General features: G+C 70.5%; 13 protein-coding genes. 8 read left to right on the top strand and 5 right to left on the bottom strand.

Going from position 1 to position 20,052, the window contains the following annotated elements:
* The first annotated feature begins 137 nt into the window (after positions 1-137).
* Entirely contained in the window at positions 138-1,217 is a 1,080-nt protein-coding gene (locus tag ASF38_RS06660; protein ID WP_055969240.1) for an adenosine deaminase, read from the top strand.
* A gap of 189 nt (positions 1,218-1,406) precedes the next feature.
* Here ASF38_RS06660 and ASF38_RS06655 read toward each other — a convergent pair whose 3' ends face one another.
* Positions 1,407-1,976 carry a hypothetical protein gene (locus ASF38_RS06655; protein ID WP_056574582.1) on the bottom strand — a complete coding sequence of 190 codons (570 nt, stop codon included), beginning with the start codon at positions 1,974-1,976 and terminating at the stop codon, positions 1,407-1,409.
* Between the two features lie 181 nt (positions 1,977-2,157).
* Here ASF38_RS06655 and ASF38_RS06650 point away from each other — a divergent pair, with 181 nt between their 5' ends.
* Together ASF38_RS06650 and ASF38_RS06645 are read left to right on the top strand one after the other, a co-directional pair.
* Positions 2,158-4,428 (top strand): 5'-nucleotidase C-terminal domain-containing protein, encoded by a 2,271-nt coding sequence (locus ASF38_RS06650; RefSeq protein WP_056574579.1) that lies wholly within the window; start codon positions 2,158-2,160, stop codon positions 4,426-4,428.
* The gene (locus ASF38_RS06645) at positions 4,428-7,193 is read left to right on the top strand and encodes an ExeM/NucH family extracellular endonuclease (RefSeq protein ID WP_056574576.1); all 2,766 of its coding nucleotides are present in this window, start codon (positions 4,428-4,430) and stop codon (positions 7,191-7,193) included. Before ASF38_RS06650 ends, ASF38_RS06645 begins: the two co-directional genes overlap by 1 nt.
* Positions 7,194-7,284: 91 nt before the next feature.
* Here ASF38_RS06645 and ASF38_RS06640 read toward each other — a convergent pair whose 3' ends face one another.
* Together ASF38_RS06640 and ASF38_RS06635 are read right to left on the bottom strand one after the other, a co-directional pair.
* On the bottom strand, positions 7,285-8,904 hold the full coding sequence (locus tag ASF38_RS06640) for a phospho-sugar mutase (RefSeq protein WP_056574573.1): 1,620 nt from the start codon (positions 8,902-8,904) through the stop codon (positions 7,285-7,287).
* Positions 8,905-8,960: 56 nt separating this feature from the next.
* Entirely contained in the window at positions 8,961-9,752 is a 792-nt protein-coding gene (locus ASF38_RS06635) for a purine-nucleoside phosphorylase (RefSeq protein ID WP_056574570.1), read from the bottom strand.
* Between the two features lie 182 nt (positions 9,753-9,934).
* Here ASF38_RS06635 and ASF38_RS06630 point away from each other — a divergent pair, with 182 nt between their 5' ends.
* On the top strand, positions 9,935-10,150 hold the full coding sequence (locus tag ASF38_RS06630) for a hypothetical protein (protein WP_056574568.1): 216 nt from the start codon (positions 9,935-9,937) through the stop codon (positions 10,148-10,150).
* 243 nt (positions 10,151-10,393) lie between these two features.
* Entirely contained in the window at positions 10,394-11,287 is an 894-nt protein-coding gene (locus tag ASF38_RS06625) for an SGNH/GDSL hydrolase family protein (protein WP_056574566.1), read from the top strand.
* Positions 11,288-11,330: 43 nt separating this feature from the next.
* Here the strand turns inward: ASF38_RS06625 and ASF38_RS06620 are convergent, their stop codons facing one another.
* Positions 11,331-12,149 carry an aldo/keto reductase gene (locus ASF38_RS06620; RefSeq protein ID WP_056574563.1) on the bottom strand — a complete coding sequence of 273 codons (819 nt, stop codon included), beginning with the start codon at positions 12,147-12,149 and terminating at the stop codon, positions 11,331-11,333.
* Between the two features lie 240 nt (positions 12,150-12,389).
* On the opposite strand from ASF38_RS06620, the gene ASF38_RS06615 reads away from it, so the two are divergent.
* Together ASF38_RS06615 and ASF38_RS06610 are read left to right on the top strand one after the other, a co-directional pair.
* Positions 12,390-14,411: a hypothetical protein gene (locus ASF38_RS06615; RefSeq protein WP_056574560.1), complete on the top strand. Its 2,022-nt coding sequence runs from the start codon at positions 12,390-12,392 to the stop codon at positions 14,409-14,411.
* Between the two features lie 7 nt (positions 14,412-14,418).
* Positions 14,419-15,717 (top strand): glycoside hydrolase family 5 protein, encoded by a 1,299-nt coding sequence (locus tag ASF38_RS06610; RefSeq protein WP_156366826.1) that lies wholly within the window; start codon positions 14,419-14,421, stop codon positions 15,715-15,717.
* 9 nt (positions 15,718-15,726) lie between these two features.
* Here ASF38_RS06610 and ASF38_RS06605 read toward each other — a convergent pair whose 3' ends face one another.
* The gene (locus ASF38_RS06605) at positions 15,727-19,194 is read right to left on the bottom strand and encodes a CDP-glycerol glycerophosphotransferase family protein (RefSeq protein ID WP_056574553.1); all 3,468 of its coding nucleotides are present in this window, start codon (positions 19,192-19,194) and stop codon (positions 15,727-15,729) included.
* A 354-nt stretch (positions 19,195-19,548) separates the two neighbouring features.
* Here ASF38_RS06605 and ASF38_RS06600 point away from each other — a divergent pair.
* Positions 19,549-20,052: hypothetical protein (locus tag ASF38_RS06600; protein ID WP_162237312.1), on the top strand; the 504-nt coding region annotated here is incomplete at its 3' end.

Below are 20,052 nucleotides of genomic sequence, written 5' to 3'. Positions count from 1 at the left end.
GTCGGTGGTTCGTCGAGCTCGGAACCAAACTGTCATCGATAACAGTGTTATCGATGACAGTGACCGTAGTCACAGGATCAGGACGTGTCAAGGGCGTGTTCGCGAGCCCGGTCCGTGGCGCGTGCCACGATGGGTTCGTGACCCTCACCGCCGACCAGATCCGACGCGCGCCCAAGGTGGCGCTGCACGAGCACCTCGACGGCGGCGTCCGACCCGCCACCGTCGCCGCCATCGCCGAGGAGGTCGGCCACGCGCTCCCCGCGCCCGCGGACCAGCTGGGACTGTGGTTCGCCGACGCCGCCAGCTCGGGCTCGCTGCCGCGCTACCTCGAGACGTTCGAGCACACCGTGGCCGTCATGCAGCGGCCGCAGGACCTGGCCCGTGTGGCCCGCGAGTCCGTCCTCGACCTCGCGGCCGACGGCGTCGTGTACGCCGAGCTGCGCTGGGCGCCCGAGCAGCACCTGCGCGGCGGGATGAGCCTGTCGGAGACCGTCGAGGCCGTCCAGGCCGGCATCGACGAGGGCCGGGCCGAGGCCGCGGCCGAGGGCACGCCGATCGTCGTCGGCCAGCTGCTCACCGCCATGCGGCACGCCCAGCACGGGCTCGAGATCGCCGAGCTGGTCGTCGAGTACCGCGACCGTGGCGTCTGCGGGTTCGACATCGCCGGTGCGGAGGACGGCTTCCCGCCGATCCTGCACCTCGAGGCGTTCGAGTACCTGCGCCGCGAGAACGCGCACTTCACCATCCACGCGGGCGAGGCGTTCGGCCTGCCGTCCATCTGGCAGGCCATCCAGCGCTGTGGCGCCGACCGGCTCGGCCACGGCGTCCGGATCATCGACGACATCGACCTCGCGGCCGAGGGCGGCCCGCGGCTGGGCCGGCTGGCGGCCTACATCCGCGACAAGCGCATCCCGCTCGAGATGTGCCCGTCGTCGAACCTGCAGACGTCGGCGGTGCCCGGCATGCGCTCCATCGCCGACCACCCGATCGGCCTGCTCAAGGAGCTCGGCTTCCGGGTGACGGTCAACTGCGACAACCGGCTCATGAGCGGCACGTCGATGAGCCGCGAGATGCAGCTGCTCGTCGACGCGTTCGGCTACGACGCCGACGACCTGCGCTGGTTCACCGTCAACGCCATGAAGAGCGCCTTCCTCCCCTTCGACGAGCGCCTCGCCCTCATCGACGACGTCATCAAGCCGCGCTACGCCGCGCTCTGACCCACCCCCGCCCCCGCCCCCACCGGCGGCCCCGGGCCGTCAGAGGTAGGTCTCGCACCGAACGACGCCGTCGGAGGTAGGTCTCGCACCGAACGACGCCGTCGGAGGTAGGTCTCGCACCTCATCCGGACGCGATGAGGTGCGTCACCTACCTCCGACCTGACGAGGTCGGACGGTCTCGCCGGGTTTTCAGGTGGGAGAGCGGAGCATCCGCCGGGCCTGGCGGGGGGTCATCGGCTCGCAGCCGGCGGCCACGGCCTGCGCGACGACGCGGTCGTCGTCGTTCTTCAGGCGCCAGCCGCGCCGCACGAGCACCCAGGGGCTCTTGCGGCCCTCGCGCAGGTCCCGTGCCAGGCGCAGCGCGAAGGTGACCAGCCGGTGCCGACGCAGGCAGATGGCCGCGTCGAGCAGGCCCGCCTCGCGACAGGCGGACACGACCTGAGGGGCGAACAGGCCCTCGGCGATGAACTGGTCGCCCACCACGAGGTGCTGCGTGCCGGTACGGGCGCTCGAGGCGAGGTCGTAGACGGGCACGTCCGCCTCGCCGCTCGCGCACAGCTCGGCGATGGCGCCGACGGCGGCGACGGGGTCCCACGAGCCGGGGTGGTCCCAGTCCGGGATGCCCAGGCTCGACCGCGGCAGGTCGGGGTCGTGGCCCTCGCGGTAGAAGTCGTCGAGGCGCAGCACCGACCACCCCAGCACCTGCCCGAGGTGGGACTTCCCGACACCCGACGGCCCGGCCACGATCACGACGCCCACGAGGGGTGAGCCTACGAGACGCCGACGCAGGCGCCCACACCGCGACTTCACCCATTCGTCACGTGAGGGGCGTTGACGCCACAGGTGGTCGTCGGGTGGAATCGAGGCACGTTCCAGAGCTGGTCCGGGCGCAGTCGTGCCATCGGGGGGCCGACTCGACGACCCGAAGGACCGCTCTCACGTGAAGACACGTCTGCGCCGCGCTGCGGCCGCACCCGCTCTCGCCCTCGGCACCACCCTCGCGCTCGGAGCAGGCGTCATCGCCGCGGCCCCGGCCCAGGCCGCCGACGACGTCACCATCCGGCTGCTCGACATCAACGACTACCACGGTCGTATCGACGCCAACACGGTGAAGTTCGCCGGCACCGTCGAGCAGCTGCGAGCCGAGGCGGGCGAGGCGAACACGCTCTTCATGTCGGCCGGCGACAACATCGGCGCCTCGCTGTTCGCGTCCGCCACGCAGCAGGACGCGCCCACCATCGACGTGCTGAACGCTCTCGACCTGAAGGTCTCGACCGTCGGCAACCACGAGTTCGACCGCGGGTTCGCCGACCTCACCGGCCGGGTCGCCGACCGGGCGGACTTCTCCTACCTGGGCGCCAACGTCGTCTCCAAGGCCACCGGCGAGCCGGCGCTCCCCGCGTACGAGACCTTCGAGGTCGGCGGGCTCGACGTCGCCGTCGTCGGAGCGGTCACCGAGGAGACGCCCTCGCTCGTCTCGCCGTCGGGCATCTCCGACATCGAGTTCACCGACCCGGTCGAGGCGGTCAACGACACCGTCGCCGAGCTCGAGGCGTCGGCTACCCCGCCCGACGTCGTGGTCGCGGCGTACCACGAGGGAGCCGGGGCCGGGACGCCCGACGGCGCGACCCTGGAGCAGGAGGTGGCCGCAGGCGGCGCCTTCGCCGACATCGTGCAGAAGACCGACGCCGAGGTCGACGCGATCTTCACCGGCCACACCCACAAGCAGTACGCCTGGCAGGCCCCGGTGCCCGGCGAGGCCGGCAAGACCCGCCCGGTGCTGCAGACCGGCAGCTACGGCGAGTTCATCGGCAGCATCGACCTGACCGTCGACGGCGACACCGGCGACGTCACCAGCACCGCCACCAACGCAGCACGCACCACCACCGACGACGCCACCCTGGTGAGCCGGTTCCCGCGCGTGGCCGAGGTCAAGACCATCGTCGACGCCGCGCTCGCCAACGCCCAGGAGGTCGGCAGCAAGCCCGTCGCCGAGGTGACGGCCGACGTCACCACGGCCTACGCCGGCGGCAACCGGGACGACCGCTCCAGCGAGTCCACCCTCGGCAACCTGGTCGCCGACGCCCAGCTCGCCGGCGTGAAGGACACCCCGGCCGGCGCCGACCTGTCCGTCGTCAACCCCGGCGGCCTGCGCAGCGACCTGGTGTTCAAGGGCACCGGCGGCTCCAACGCCGACGGCGTGGTCACGTTCGCCGAGGCCAACGCGGTGCTGCCCTTCACCAACAACCTCAGCTCGGTCAGCCTCACGGGGGCCCAGCTGACGCAGGTCTTCGAGGAGCAGTGGCAGCGCGACGCCGCGGGCAACGTGCCCTCGCGCCCCTACCTGCAGCTCGGCACCTCGAGCAACGTCGCCTACACCTTCGACCCGACCCGGCCCGAGGGCGAGCGCATCACGTCGCTGCGCGTCGACGGCGAGCAGGTCGGTGCCGACACGACGTACAAGGTCGCGGTGCCGTCGTTCCTGGCCTCCGGCGGTGACAACTTCCGGACCTTCGCCGAGGGCACGGCGGTCGACACCGGACTGCTCGACTACGAGGTCTGGATCGACTACCTGGGCGAGAACAGCCCCGTCGCCCCCAGCTTCGCCCGGCACGCCGTGCAGGTGGAGGGACTCCAGTCCTCCTACGAGGAGGGCGGCACGGTCTCGTTCACGCTGCCGAAGCTCGACCTGACGTCGCTCGGCAGCCCGCAGACCCGCAGCGTCACCGCCACGCTCTACTCCGGCGACACCCCGTACGACCTGGGCGAGTTCCCGGTCAGCGACGGCGCCGTCACCGTCGAGCGCACCCTGCCGGACGGCGTCACGGGCGACGTGCGCGTCGAGGTCGAGGCGACCCCGACGGGGACCACGGCGGTCCTGCCGCCGTTCTCGATCGAGGAGTCCGGCGCCGACGCCAGGCTCGACGTCGTCACCCTTCCCCTCGTCAAGCAGGGCTCGCCGTCGCTGCTGGTGGCCCGCGTCAAGGGCGGCGAGGGACGCCCGACCGGAAGCCTGACGGTCACCGACGCCGCAGGCACGAAGCTCGGGTCGGCCAGGCTGACCCGCAGCGGCGTCGCCGTCCTGCTGCTCGACACCCGACGGCTGCCGGCGGGGTCACAGGTGCTCACGGCTGCCTACAGCGGCGACGACACCTACGCCCCGGTCGAGCGTGACCTGAAGGTCACCGTCGTCGCGAAGAAGAAGCGCTGATGCGCGGCGTGCGCGCCGGCGCCGTCCTGACGGCGGGCGCCGCACTGGTCGCCGGCCTGATGGCCGCCTCGCCGGTCCAGGCCGCACCCGACGGCGACGGTCTGGTGATCGGCGAGGCCTACCTGAACGGTGGCAGCAGCGGGGCCACCTACCTCAACAAGTTCGTCGAGATCGAGAACCCCACCGACGAGCCGATCGACGTGTCCGGCTGGTCGTTGCAGTACCGCTCGTACTCCTCGACCGGCGCGTTCACCGGCGTCATCGCCCTCGGCGACCACCACGTGGAGCCCGGCGGCACGCTGCTGGTCTCGGGCAACGCCAACGCCTCGAACGGCCAGGCGCTGCCCACGCCCGACGTCACGTCGGCGATCGCGTTCTCGGGCAACGCCAACGGCGGCACCCTGGCGCTCGTCCGCTCCACGTCGGCGCTGAGCGGCGACCGAGCGAGCGTGCTCGGCTCCGACCAGCTCGTCGACCTCGTCGGCTACGGCGCGTCCGCCACCTACGAGGGGAGCGGTCCGGCCCCCTCGGGGTACTCGGTCACCTCGTCGTTGCAGCGCACGGACGCGCAGGACACCGACGACAACGCGGCCGACCTGCGCGGCGGTGCGCCGACGCCGCAGGCCTGTGGCACCGACTGCGACGGGAGCGGCACGCCGCCCGAGCCTCCGGTCGACGTCACGATCGCCGAGATCCAGGGCACCGGCTCCGCCAGCCCGCTGGTCGGTCGGACCGTCACCACCAGCGGCGTGGTCACCGCCGCCTACCCGTCGGGCGGCTTCGACGGGCTCTACCTCCAGACCGAGGGCACGGGCGGCACCGCTCCCGCGGACCGGACGGCTTCGGACGGGGTCTTCGTCGCGTCGGCCGCCATGGCGGCCGACGTCGAGATCGGCGACCACGTCGAGGTCACCGGCACGGTGGCCGAGAGCTTCGGGCTCACCCAGGTGTCGCCCGGGGCCGGTGGCTGGAAGCAGCTCGCCGACCCGGCCCAGGCCGTGAAGCCCACGCCGCTCACCCTGCCGCTGGGCGAGGCGCAGCGCGAGAGCCTGGAGGGCATGCTCGTGGCGCCCGAGGGTCGCTACACGATCACCAACAACTTCGGCACCAACACGTTCGGCGAGATCGGTCTCGCCGCCGGCGACACCGGCTTGCCGCAGCCCACCGACGTCGCCCGCCCGGGATCGGCGGAGTACGACGCCGTCGTGGCCGAGAACGCGCAGCGCCTCATCACCGTCGACGACGGCGCAGGCATCAACTTCACGAGCGGCGGCAAGAACACGCCGGTGCCGTGGCTGCGTCCCGACAACGAGGTGCGCGCCGGTGCCCCGGTCACGTTCACCGGCGACGACCTGGTGCTCGACTACCGGTTCAGCCTGTGGCGGCTCCAGCCCACCCAGCAGCTGACCGCCGACGGCGACGAGCCGATCAGCATCGGCAGCACGCGGGTCGCCGCTCCGAAGGACGTGGGCGGCGACGTCAAGATCGCGTCGTTCAACGTGCTCAACTACTTCACCCTCACCGGGGAGGCGTACGAGAAGTCCGGTGCCGGCACGTGCACCTACTACTCGGACCGCAACGGCAACCGGGTCACCGTCAACTCCTGTACCAACGACGGCCCCCGCGGCGCTGCCGACGACGCGAACCTGCAGCGTCAGCAGGCCAAGATCGTCAACGCCATCGACGCCCTCGGTGCCGACGTCGTCTCGTTGGAGGAGATCGAGAACTCCGCCGCCTTCGGCATGGACCGCGACACCGCGCTGCGTGCCCTCGTGGCGGCGCTCAACGAGAAGGCCGGCCGCGAGGAGTGGGCGGCCGTCGCGTCGCCCACCCGGGTGCCCGAGCGCGAGGACGTGATCCGCACGGCGTTCATCCACCGCGTCGGTGTCGTCGAGCCGGTGGGGGAGTCCGTCATCGACGACGACCCCGCGTTCGACAACGCCCGTGACCCGCTGTCGCAGGAGTTCCGCCCCGTCGGCGGCACGGAGCGCGACGACTTCCTGGTGGTCGTGAACCACTTCAAGTCCAAGGGCTCGGGCTCCGGAGAGGACGCCGACACCGGCGACGGCCAGGGTGCGTCGAACGCGTCGCGCGTCCGCCAGGCCACCGCGCTGGTCGCGTTCGCCGACGAGCAGAAGGCCGAGGCCGGCACCGAGACGGTGTTCCTGACCGGCGACTTCAACAGCTACAGCAAGGAGGACCCGATCGCGGTCCTCGAGGACGCCGGCTACGTGAACGTCCCCGCGAAGTACACCGACAAGACCACGTACCAGTTCGGTGGCCTGCTCGGCTCGCTCGACCACGTGTTCGCCTCGCCGGCCGCGGTGGACAAGGTCACCGGTGCCGACGTGTGGGACATCAACGCCGACGAGTCGCTGGGGCGTGAGTACAGCCGCTACGACAACAACGTCACGCGCCTGTACGACACGAGCCCCTACCGCGCCAGCGACCACGACCCGGCGATCGTCGGCTTCACGGCGAAGCAGAAGGAGCCGCAGGTCGGCCCCACGCGCATCGCCGTGACCGGCTACACCGCACCGCCCAAGGTCACGCTCACGGCCACGGTGGCCGGAGGTGACGTGAAGGCCGACGGCGGCGTGCTGCTCGTGCTCGACGGCTGGCGCCCGGTGGGTGTCGCGAAGGTCGTGGGCGGCACGGCCTCGGTGCGGCTCTCCGGGGTCGGCAAGGGCAAGCGGACCCTGACCCTCGTCTACTCCGGCGACCGCCGCGTGAAGCCCGGGGTCACCCTCTACCGCACCCGCTGACCAGGTCCGGAGCCCCGCATCGGTGGATCGTCAACCGCAGCAGTGCCCCTGCGGTTGAGGATCCACCGATGGGTGGGGTCGGGCGGGTGGATCAGGCGAGGCCGAGAGCGACGGCGAGGTCCGTCTTGACGGCCTCGAGCGTGGCCGACGCCTCCTCGCGGGCGACCTCGACCGAGTCGGTGACCGGCACGACCACCTCGACGTAGCACTTGAGCTTCGGCTCGGTGCCCGAGGGACGGCAGATGATGCGCGCGGCGTCGCCGAGGCCCAGGCGGATGCCGTCGGTGGGGGGCAGGCCGGCGTACCCGTCGGCCAGGTCGTCGACGGACGTCACCTCGAGCCCAGCGAGCAGGCGGGGCGGGGTGCTGCGCAGCGTGCTCATGGCCGTCGCGATGATCGACAGGTCCTCCACGCGGACCGAGAGCTGGCCCGTGGCGTGCAGACCGTGCTCGCGGTACAGGTCGTCGAGGAGGTCGAGCAGCGTCCGGCCCTCGGCCTTCAGCTCGGCGGCGAGCTCGAGCACCGCGAGGATCGCCGAGACGCCGTCCTTGTCGCGGGCCACGTGCGGGGCGACGCTGTAGCCCAGCGCCTCCTCGTAGCCGAACACGAGGTCGTCGATCTTGCCCAGCCACTTGAAGCCCGTGAGCGTCTGCTGCCAGCGGCGGTCGTGCGCGGCAGCCTGGCGGCCGAGCATGTCCGACGACACGATCGACGACCCGTACGTGCCCATCGCGCCACGCCGCAGCAGCAGCTCGGCGAGCAGCACGCCCGTCTGGTCTCCGGTGAGCATGCGGAACCCCTCGCCGTCGCGGACGCCGACGGCGCAGCGGTCGGCGTCGGGGTCGTTGGCCACGATCACGTCGGCCTGCACCTCCGACGCGAGCTTGAGCGCCAGGTCCATGGCGCCGGGCTCCTCGGGGTTCGGGAACGCGACGGTGGGGAAGTCGGGGTCGGGGTCGCCCTGCTCGCGGACCACGTGGAGCGGTGCGAAGCCGGCACGGCGCACGACCTCGACCAGCGTGTCCCGGCCGACGCCGTGCATCGGGGTGTAGACGGCCACCACGTCGCGCGGCCCGTCGTGCGCGAGGTCGACGACGGCCTGCACGTACGCCTCGGCCACCTCGGGGCCCACCGTCGTGTAGTCGTCGCTGCGCGGGAGCTCGTCGACCCGCCCGACGGCGTCGATGAGGGCGGAGATGTCGGTGTCGGCGGGAGGGACGATCTGGCTGGAGTCGCCGAGGTAGACCTTGTAGCCGTTGTCCTGGGGCGGGTTGTGCGAGGCCGTGACCATGACACCCGCCGAGCAGCCGAGGTGCAGGATCGCGTGGGCCAGCACGGGGGTCGGCAAGTGGGTGGGCAGCAGGTAGGCCCGCACGCCCGCCGCGTGCATGATCTCGGCGGTGTCGCGGGCGAACACGTCGGAGTTGTGACGGGCGTCGTAGCCGACGACGACCGACGGGTCGTCGGGCGTCTCGCGCAGCAGGTAGGCCGCGAGACCCGCCGCCGCCTTGGCCACGATGACCCGGTTCATCCGGTTCGGCCCACCGCCGAGTGCGCCGCGCAGCCCGGCCGTACCGAACTGCAGCCGCTCGTCGAAGCGGTCGTGCAGCGCGTCCAGGTCGTCGGCGTCGACGAGAGCCTGCAGCTCGGCACGGGTGACCGGGTCAGGATCCTGGTCGATCCAGTCGAGGGCGAGGTCGACGACGGGCATGGTGCCTCCTGGCGGGCGGTGCTGGTGGGAGCGGTGCAGGTCGGGTGGGGCGCCGACTAGATCCGGGGGATGACGTCGGCGAGCAGGGCGCCCATGCGGCTCGCGGCCGCCTTGCCGGCCTCGAGGACCTCCTCGTGGTTGAGGGGCTCGCCGGAGATGCCGGCGGCGAGGTTGGTCACGAGCGAGAGTCCGAGCACCTCCATGCCGGCCTCGCGTGCCGCGATCGCCTCGAGCGTGGTCGACATCCCGACGAGGGTGCCGCCGATGGCACGCACCATGGCGATCTCGGCGGGCGTCTCGTAGTGCGGGCCGGGGAACTGCACGTACACGCCCTCGTCGAGCGAGGGGTCGACCTCGCGGCACAGGGCCCGCAGGCGCGCGGAGTAGAGGTCGGTGAGGTCGACGAAGTTCGCGCCCTCGATCGGTGAGGTGGCGGTGAGGTTGATGTGGTCGCTGATGAGCACGGGGGTGCCGGGCGTCCAGCTGGGGTCGAGCCCGCCGCAGCCGTTGGTGAGCACGACGGTGCGGACGCCGGCTGCTGCCGCGGTCCGGACGCCGTGGACGACGGCCGCCACGCCCTTGCCCTCGTAGAAGTGCGTGCGCCCGAGGAACACGAGGGCGCGGCGTTCTCCGATCTTGACCGAGCGCACCGTGCCGCCGTGGCCGGCGACCGCCGGTGCACTGAATCCGGGCAGGTCGGCCAGGGCGATCTCGTGGTCAGGGGTCCCGAGGGCGTCGGCGGCGGGCAGCCAGCCCGATCCCATCACGAGGGCGACGTCGTGGGTCGCTCCGTCGGTGCGGTCGGCGAGGGCTTCCGCGGCTGCGCGGGCGAGTTCGGCGGTGGTCACCGGTCCACCCTACGAGACGTGACGGACGCCACCGGTCCGGGCGAGTCGCCGCCGTGCCCGGTTCCGGGCGCCGAAGGTCCCGACACGGGACCGGACAAAAGAGTGACTAGTCAGGTCTAGTCCTAAAGAACTAGTTCCGTGTAGTCTCCTGTGACCAAGGGGATGGACGAAAGGACTCCGGAGTGACGACGATCCGCACGCGCAGGTTGATCGCCTCGAGCGTCGCCGTGCTCGCGGCCACCGCGTCGCTGGTGCTCGTGCCGGCCACCGCGCAGGCAGCGCCCCAGGCCGGCATCCAGCCGCTCGTCACCCAGGGCATCCAGCCGCTCGACACCGACGGCATCCAGCCGCTCGACACCGACGGCATCCAGCCCCTCACCGCGGTGGCGGCCGCATGACGCACTGAGACTTCCGGCCTGTCGGGGGACGGGCCGGACGGTGGAGCATCTCGGGGGGATGGTCCATCACACACGACGAGACCCTGGCCGTTCGGGGGGATGGCCAGGGTCTCGTCGCGTCTGGGCACCTGCGCCCCGACGCCTACTAGTCCGATCGAACCATCTTCGTGTGCTCCCCGACGCGCACGAGCGAGCATGTGTGACCCTTGACCGTCACGATCATCTCGGGGTTGGGAAAGACACATGCTCGACGCGCGCGCGCTCACGAAGAACCTGATTGCCGTCGGCGCAGTCACCGCAGGTCTGTTCACCGTCATGACGGTGCCCGCCATCTCCGACGAGCCGACGGCCGACCCCACGCCGTCGGCGGCCGTCTCGGCGCCCGCGCCGACGACCGAGGTCGAGCCGTCCGCGGAGCCGGAGCCCACTGCGGAGCCGACGCCGACCCCCGCGCCCACCACGAGTGCGCCGAAGCCGAGCCCGACCCCCACCGCCACCGCCACCGCCAGCAAGGCTGCCAGGGCCGCCTCGGCGCCGGCGCCGGGCGAGCCGCTCCTGGTGTTCGGTGACTCCACCAGCGCCTGGTTCTCCGACCAGCCCGGGTCGCCGTCGCAGGGCTGGTGGTCCAAGGTCGCGGCCAAGGCCGACATGCGGGCCGTGCTCTCGGCCGAGTCGGGCTCGGGCATGTGGGCCCGCGGCAACAAGTGCGGTGGCACCCGCTTCGACCAGCGGCTCTCGGAGATCGCGCGCATCAAGCCGGCCAAGATCATCGTGGCCACCGGCCGCAACGACTACCACCGTTGCCGCGGGGGTCAGGGGCAGGGCTACGTCACGAGTCCCCGCGCCCAGGTGGAGCTGGCGATCAGCAACTACATGACCAAGCTGGACAAGGCGCGCAAGGCCGAGGGGATCCCGGCGAACGAGGTCTACGTGACCACGCCGTGGGGCACCGACGGACGCAGCGTCCACTCCTGGATGTGGAAGGCGCAGAAGCGCGAGGCCGAGAAGCGTGGCTTCACCTACGTGACGGTCCGCTTCCTCGACGACCTGTTCACGCTGGACAAGACCCACCCGAACGCGCTCGGCAACACCAAGCTGGCCGACGACTTCCTGCGGGTCTCGAAGATCGCCGGCTGACGGACCGGCCGCCGGGCCTGGACCGGCCCGACGACCGACATCGTCAGTTGAACTCGGACGGATCGGGTCCGGTGCGCTCGTCGCGGTTGATGGCGCTGATGCGCTGGAGCTCGTCGTCGCTCAGCTGCACCTCGGTGGCGCCGAAGTTCTCGGCGATGCGCTCGGGCGTGACCGACTTGGGGAACACGACGTTCTCGAGCGCCAGCTGCCAGGCCAGGACGACCTGACCGGGCGTGGCGTCGTGCGCCTCGGCGATCTCGACGACGGCGGGCTCGCTGAGCACGGCGCCCTGGGCCAGCGGGCTCCAGGCCTCGGTCACGATGCCGTGCTCGGAGTGGAACGCCCGCAGCACGTCCTGCGTGAGGGCGGGGTGCAGCTCGACCTGGTTGACCGACGGGGTGGTCAGGCCCTCGTCGGCCAGGCGCTGCAGGTCCTGGACGCGGAAGTTCGAGACGCCGATGGACCGCACACGGCCGTCGGCCTTCAGCTGCTCGAACGCCTTCCAGGTGTCGACGAAGCGGTCCTTCTCCGGCGTGGGCCAGTGGATGAGGTAGAGGTCGAGCACGTCGAGACCGAGCCGGCCCATGCTGGCGTCGAAGGCCCGCAGGGTGGACTCGTGTCCCTGGTCGTCGTTCCACAGTTTGGTGGTCACGAAGACCTCGTCGGCCAGACCCGTGGCCTCGAGCGCCGCGCCGACGCCCTCCTCGTTGCCGTAGATCTTGGCGGTGTCGATGTGGCGGTAGCCGACCTCGAGGGCCTTCTCGACGGCCGCCTGGGTCTCGGCGGGATCGATCTGGAACACGCCGAACCCCAGCTGGGGGATGGTGGTTCCGTCGTTCAGGGCGATGTCACGCACGGTCATGGTGTGCTCCTGTTCGTGGGGAGGGTCGGTCGGGGCGGGAGCTGCGCGATGGTCGGCGCTCCGCAGCCACAACCCCCAGCATGGCAACCAGGTGGGGACCGGCAAGTCCGACGGTCGACCGCCCTGAAGGGCAGGGGAGATGTGCGCGAACCGGTCGGTGCGCGGCGGTCATCTTGGTACGATCATCCAGACTTCGTCTCGGGCTTGGAAGGTCGTACCCCTGTGTCTGTCCGCTCACTCATGCGCGCAGCCGTGCTCGCACCGCTGCTCGCGCTGCTCGGCGGACTGCTGGTCGCCGCCCCGGCTTCGGCCGTCACGGTGACCATCACGTCGAACCTCACCAAGGTCCGGGAGGGCTCGCCGGTGGAGTTCTCCGGCAAGGCGCCCGCCGGCTCCACGGTGCAGCTCTACCAGGGGGCACACAAGATCCCGACGCCCAGCACCACGGCCAGCACCAAGGTCCCACTGCCCGCGGCCACCACCAAGGCCACCTCGAGCGGAACCTGGAAGATCACGATCGTCTCGGCCGAGCGCGCAGCCGACGGGAAGAAGTACGTCGACGGCTTCCGCAACTATCGCGTCCGCGTCGGCTCGACCCAGTCGGCCGCCCGGCAGGTCAACTCCTACCGGCCCGTGTCGGTCTCGCTGAGCAAGACGATCAGCGGCAAGAAGACCGCCGTGGCGACGAACGAGGAGATCTACAGCCGCAGCGGCATCACCTTCTCGGCCGTCCTGTCGTACGGCGTCAAGGGCAACCCGGCCTACCTGCAGCGACGGGTGCCCACCCGCAGCTCGTCGGGCAAGATCACCGGCACCCAGTGGGCCACGGTCAAGACCGCCACGACCGTTTCCACCGGTGCCAACCGGACCGTCAGCTTCGGGTCCGTCTCCACGCCCCCCGGCCGGTGGCAGTACCGCGTGTCGACCAAGCTGGTCGGCCTCTACGCCATCGGGTACTCCACCACTCCCGCCGTGCACGTGGTCAGCTGCACCACCTACCCCTCGCGCCCTGCGGGCATCCAGCCCGCGTTCTCCAACCCCGGCGCGTACTCCACGGCCGACAGGACCAAGCGGTCCAAGGCGCTGCGCGACCAGCTGGTCAAGACCATCTGCGCCGCCGACACCGGCGCCGAGCTGAAGCTGGCCATGTGGCACATCGACGACGATGGGCTCTACAAGAACCCTCCCGAGATGGTGAACCCGATCCTGCGCGCGCTCGACTACGTGAGCGCGACCCGCAAGGTGAAGGTCAGCATGGTGGTCGACGACAGCACCGGCAAGCAGGCCTACACGACGGAGTGGCTCAAGCAGATCGCCGCCCGCAACGAGGGCGGCTACTACCAGTGCAAGGACGCCTGCCTCAACGAGCGGGAGCTGCAGGGAGACAACAACCTCCTCGGCGACAACCACCAGAAGCTGATGACGATCAGCAAGGCAGGCAAGACAGGCAAGCCGGTCACCGTCGTCTCCACCTCCAACTGGTCGTACTGGCAGCTGCGCGACTACTGGAACTCCACCACAGCGCTGTGGAGCGACGACGCGGTCTACGCGCGGGCGAGCGGACGGCTCAACCAGATGATCGCTGCGGCGACCCGTACGTCGACCTCGCAGGCCTGGCCCAACAACTCCGGGAACGACGCCATTCGCCTGACCACGACGGGCACGACCGGCCTCTGGGTTCCCACGGTGGCGAACAACGAGTCGGCAGGGTCCAACACCGAAGGGTCGGCCAAGACCTCGATCTCGTTCTCGCCGACGTCCGGCTACGACCCGATCCTCGACCGCCTGAACAGCTATTCGTGCACGGAGAACGCCGGTGTCGTGCGCTTCGCCGTGCTGCTCGGTCAGAGCACGGTCGGGGACAAGTGGGTCGACACCGTCAAGGACCTGAAGTCCAAGGGCTGCAAGGTCTACGTGGTGATGAGCCGACCGATCCCGTCCGGCGGTCACGTCTTCGGCACGGACAAGCCGACGTACGACGGGCTCAAGAAGCAGCTCGGCGGGACGACGTACCTGCGCTGCGGCTCCTACATCCACACGAAGAACATCCTCTTCGACCAGGCAACGTCGCGGGGCGACACGAACTACTCGGTCTGGACCGGCCCGCGCAACCTCGACTGGTCCGGCTTCAACATCAGCGACGAGACCACGCTGCGGATCCGCAACGACGCCGGTGTCTACAACAAGTACAAGGCCGACTGGATCAACATCTGGAAGAAGTCCGGCTCGTGCAGTGGCATCACCTGGCCGGCGCGGCAGTGAGACTCGCGTGACCTCTCCCCATCGCCGTCGAGGCCCTTCCACCACGTGGAAGGGCCTCGTGGCCGTGGTGGCGCTCCTCATCGTGGCGCTGGTGGGCGTGGTGGGGGCCCGCTTTCTCGACGTCGGCCCGTACCGCGACGTCGCCGCACCAGCGGAGACGACGTCCACCCCCAGCGCGTCCCCGACGCCGACCCTCCCACCTGTGGGTGGACTCCGCGCCGCCGAGATCGAGGGCCGCATGCGCATCGTCGAGGAGGACGGCACGCAGTTCTCGGTCCGTGCGGTCAACTGGTACGGCGCAGAGACGGCGGACCAGGTGGCCGGAGGGCTGGACCGTCGCCCGCTGGCCGACATGGCCGAGGAGATCGCCGACGCCGGCTTCAACACGGTGCGGCTGCCGTGGTCGAACGAGATGGTGCGCGACGACGAGGTGCCGGACCAGTCGCGGGTCGCTGCCAACCCGGAGCTCCAGGGCAAGACCGCGCTCGAGGTGTACGACGCGGTCGTGGAGGCACTGGCCGACGCCGACCTCAGGATCATCCTCGACAACCACCACTCCACCGCCGACTGGTGCTGCAACATCCGCGACGGGAACGGTCTCTGGTACACCGCCGAGCACCCCGAGAGCGAGTGGCTCGAGCACTGGACGCTCATGGCGAAGCGGTACGAGGACCAGCCGGCCGTGATCGCGGCCGAGCTGCGCAACGAGATCCGGTTCGACGTGAAGACCGACCGCATGCCCACCTGGGGGAGCGGTGACGAGGAGACGGACTGGAAGCGTGCGGCAACGCTAGGCGTCGAGGCCGTGCACTCGGTGGCACCCCGCCTGCTCGTGGTGGTCGGCGGCCTGGAGCACAACTCCAAGCTGATCGAGCAGTTCCGCGACCCGCTGGAGATCCCGCGCCAGGACAAGCTGGTGTACGCCGTGCACGACTACGCCTGGCGCCACTCCGACGAGGCGCTCAGCAGCCAGTCGCTGTTCAACCGACGCATCCAGACCCGCTGGGGCGGGATGAACGACGCACGCAACGACTTCGCTGCTCCGGTGCTGCTGACCGAGTTCGGGTCGTGCGTGCAGCATCCTGGCGAGCCCGACTGCGATCCCTCCCGCGCGAAGTTCCTGTCCCGCATGTCGTCGAACCTCGAGACCACCGGTATCGGCTTCGCGTGGTGGGCCTTCAACGGCACCCAGTCGTCCGGCTACACCCGCAAGCTCGGGTGGGACGACGGTTACGGCCTCGCCGACGGTCAGTGGCAGCTCTCGTCGGACGCGCTCCCCGAGGAGCTGCGCTCCCTGCTGGAGTAGCAGCAGCGTTCAGTCGAGGAAGAACTGGTCGACGACCCGTCGCGCCGCCTTGCCGTCGTCCCACGGAGCGAAGCGCTCCTTGAACGAGGCGTAGCGCGCGCCGTACTCCTGGTCGTAGGACTCGAGGGCGTCGAGCGCGGCGAACAGCTGCGGCTGGGTGCTGCACCACGGCCCGGGCGCGATCGGCTCGAGGTCGAAGTAGACACCCCGGGCCCGCACGTACTGGGCGAAGTCGGGCACGAAGTAGAGGATCGGCCGACCGGTCAGGCAGAAGTCGAACATGGCCGAGGAGTAGTCGGTGAGCAGGGCGTCGGCGCTGAGGTACAGGTGGTTGATGTCGTGGTGATGGGTGACGTCGATGACCTGGGCGGTGGACCGGTCGCTCAGGTCGTGCCGGGCGTTGAAGCTGTGGCCGCGCAGCAGCACCACCCAGTCGTCGCCGAGGTGACGGGTGAGCGCCGACAGGTCGAGCCCGGTGAACAGGGAAGCGGTCCAGCCCTCGCGGTTCAGGTCACGGAAGGTGGGCGCGTACAGCAGCACCTTCTTGTCCTGCGGGATGCCCAACTCCTCGCGCAGTCGCAGGCGCTCGTCGAGGGTGGTGTCGACCAGGGCGTCGTTGCGGGGGTAGCCGGTCTCGAGAACCGTCCCGTCGTAGGAGAACTCCCGGGGGACCAGGTCGGTGAAGTAGGGGCTGGGCGAGATCATCGCGTGCCAGTGTCCGCCCTCGGCGCGGCGCACGGTTGCTTCCTCGGCGCTCATCCGCTGGTGCTCGACCTGGGACCGGCCCACGTACTTGTAGGGCGTGCCGTGCCAGGTCTGCAGGTAGCGCTGGTGCTCGCGGGGGGCGTAGCCGTCGATGCCGCCGTAGTTGTTGACCAGGAACCGGGCCGCGGCCAGCTTCTCGTACCACTGGGTGCTGTGCTTGACGATGGGGACGCCGCCGGGCGGGACCTGGACGGAGTGGTCGTCGACGCCCCAGTAGAGCGTGAGGTGCGTGTCGCGGCGCAGGAGCTCGCGGTGGATGGCCAGGGCGCTGTCGCAGGCGTTCGACCCCAGGTCGACGTAGAAGAACACCGCCTCCTCCGGCTCGACCTGGGCGTCCTCGCCGAAGGCGATGCGCGACTGGCGCCGGCTGTAGACGCTGCGGTCCGGCTCCGGCACGGGAGCGTCGAGGATCAGGCTGAGCCGACCGGTGGTGGTGGCCTTGACCGTGAGGTGCGCGTCGAAGTCATCGCGCTGGATCGGGTAGGTCTCGACGATGGGCAGCGCCGTGCGCAGGGTCCACGGCTCCTTCGTCTCGGCATCGCGCAGCGTGAGGGAGTAGCGGCCCGCGGGCAGCGGCCTGCGGCGTCCGTACCAGTCGGTGAAGCCGAGGTCGACCGTGGTCGAGAAGCGCGAACCGTCCACCTCGAGGTCCTTCCAGGCGCTCGGCTGGTTCTCGGCCCGGTGCACCGCCAGCTGGAGTCGCGACCCAGGGGTCGTGCCCGACAGGCGCACCCTCGTGGCGCTGACCACGTCGAGCGCCTCGATGGTGGCCGAGCTGCGCTCGTCGCTCACCGCGATCATGCCGCGGCGGGTGCGCATGACGCTCGTGGTCACGTCGTCCTGCGCGGTGACCAGGTGCTCGGGCAGGTCCACGGGCAGGACCCGCCCCGCGGCGGTGCGGACCTTGAGGCCGCGCACCAGGTTGCCGCGGGTGGTGGGCGGGGGGACGTCGACGCGGAGGCGGTAGCCACGGGTGATGCGCTGGGTGAGCGTGGCCTCGCTGCGCTCCACCGGGTGCGGGTGGTCGAGCCACGCCGCCACCAGCGGCGACGTGAGGGTGGAGCTCAGGTCGACCGTGAGTCGGCGGTGCGACAGCTGCACGCGCGTGGCGCGCACCTTGGGGCGGCGCAGCACGAGCGTGACGGGTTGGCGCGGCTCCACGAGCGGGTCGACCACGAGGCCGGCGCCGACCTCGTGGGCGGCGACGGTGCGCAGGGTGCCGTTCCGGTCCTGCTCGACCAGCTCGGTCGACCGCTTCACCTCGCCGGCGACCACGGTGGCCACCAGGACCCAACGTCCCGAGCTCATGGCCTCGGCCACGTGGGGATCGTCCAGGTCGAGGACGGCGGTGAAGGCGGAGTCGGCGTAGGTGCGCATGGCGTCCTTGGCCAGCACGTCGACGGAGTGGTCGGTGCGTCGGCTGTGCGGCAGCTCGACCCGGGTGCCGTCGGCGACGTTCAGGGCGCTGATCTCGAGGGTCTGCTGACCGGCGTCGACGGTGTAGGGAACGTAGGCCCAACCCTCGATCTCGAGCACGTTGCCGCGCCAGCGCATGGCGGTGAGCTTGTGCTTGACCTGCGACCCGCTGATGAGCGTGCGGCTGGGGCGGGACAGCGGAGGCAGGCGGGACGGGTAGTTGGCGCTGCTGAGCACCAGCTCGCCGCTGCGCACGTCGGTCAGCCGCTCGGTGCCACTGGCGAGGAACCAGGCGTAGATGTCGGCGGCGGTGGCTGCTCCGAAGGCCACCGTCGAGGAGAAGAACAGTCGGTGCCCGTCGTGGATCCTGTTGCGCAGCTGCTCGGAGGTGCGGGCCCAGTAGGTGCGGACCACCTCGGTGAACAGGTCGCAGTACGCCTCGTCCGCGTCACCGACGTGGCGGGCGAAGACCCACAGGTCTCCGTGGAACAGCTTGAGGAAGAGGTGGTCGCTGATCGAGGTCTCGCGGTCGGCCCGCAGGATCTGGTGCATCTCGGCGATCGCCTCGAGCTTGGCCTGCATGTTGGGCAGCTCGTTGCGACGCTGGGTGATCGAACCGCCCTCGTCCCGCTCGCGCCAGGAGTACACCGGCTGGGGGAGCACGTCCACGGACTCGGCGAGCACGTAGGCGCGCGACATGGGCGCCATGTCCTCGTACAGCCGCCCGACGGGGAACGCGAGGTCGATGCGGTCGATGAACGTGCGCCGGAACAGCTTGTTCCAGACGACGGTGTCGTAGACGAGCTCGGGATGCTGGGCCAGGTTGGTGCGGAGGCGCCGCCGACGGTGGGACTCGCGCTGGTTCCAGGCCTGCCAGTTACGGGTGGAGTTGAACCGCCGTACGTTGCCGGTCGCGAACTCCGACTCGCTGACCATCAAGGTCGAGAGCATGCGCTCATACGCCGTGGGGTGCACCAGGTCGTCGCTGTCGGCGAAGGCGACGAACTCGCCGGTCGCCGCGGCCAGGCCGACGTTGCGCGCGTGCGAGAGCCCACCGTTCGGCTGGTGGATGACCATGACCCGCTCGTCCTCGGCGGCGATCTCGTCGCAGATCGAGCCGGAGCGGTCGGTCGAGCCGTCGTCGACCAGGATGATCTGCAGGTCTCGATACGTCTGGCGCTGCACACTGCGCACCGCGTCGAGCAGGTACCGCTCGACATTGTGGACGGGGACGACGACGCTGATCGAGGGAAGGCTGTCACCAGAGCTGCCCTGCACCTGGGCGGCAGCAGCCACGCCGCGTGCAGGCTGACGCGCTCGCCTGACAGGTCGTGTCCAGCGCATGGTCCCCCGGTCCATCTGAGATCAACCTGAGAATACTAACTCGAAACTGGCCGATCGTCTGAAAGAACGATCAAGCATGGCGCGCATCACTCCCCGCTGCGAGTCTCGCCTGCGGAGCCCCGGATGCGCGCGTCGTCGGTCGGGTCGCCGCGTTGGTCTGTATCGTCGCTGGCCGAGGATCCGCACGTGTCGTGCTGGTCGTGAACGGAAGTGGGACACGTGCGTCGCTCGAGTCGGCACCTGCGAGAGGAGTCGTGCTTCTCCGACCTGGCCGACACGATCCGGTCCTCGGCTCGTGGACGACCCGTGATCTACGCACCCTTCACCGGCGACTGGGGCGAAGCGATCGGCAGGGTGGCGACGTTCCAGTTCTTCGACGCCTTCGACATCGACTACCGGCAGGTGTGGCGCAAGGATCTCGCCTCCGCGGTGACTGAGGGTGTCGGCGGACACGCAGTGGGCGACCTGACGCTGGTGGTCGCCGGAGGCAGCGCCTGGGCCGCCGACCGTCCCATCGCGCGCGAGGTCGTCGAGGCCTACGCGCCTCGGTTCGGCGCCACCGTGGTGCTGCCGACCACGTTCGAGCTGTCCCTTCCGGACGTGGATGCAGACGTGACCTGTGCCGGCAGCGACCTCACCGTCAGCCCTGCTTCGGTTGCCGACGTGGTGGCGTGTCACGACATGGCCTTCTTCCTCGACGTCGAGCTCGACGCGCCGGTGCCCGGCGACGTCGGCCACGGCTACTTCCGCGAGGACGGTCGTCACGCTCCGCAGCGCACCGGAGCTGTCCTCGGCGATGGATCCTTCGAC

Origin of the sequence: Aeromicrobium sp. Leaf272 (assembly GCF_001422865.1) — a bacterium.
In the GTDB taxonomy this organism is placed as follows: domain Bacteria; phylum Actinomycetota; class Actinomycetes; order Propionibacteriales; family Nocardioidaceae; genus Aeromicrobium.
This window is presented reverse-complemented; position numbering and strand designations above follow the sequence as displayed.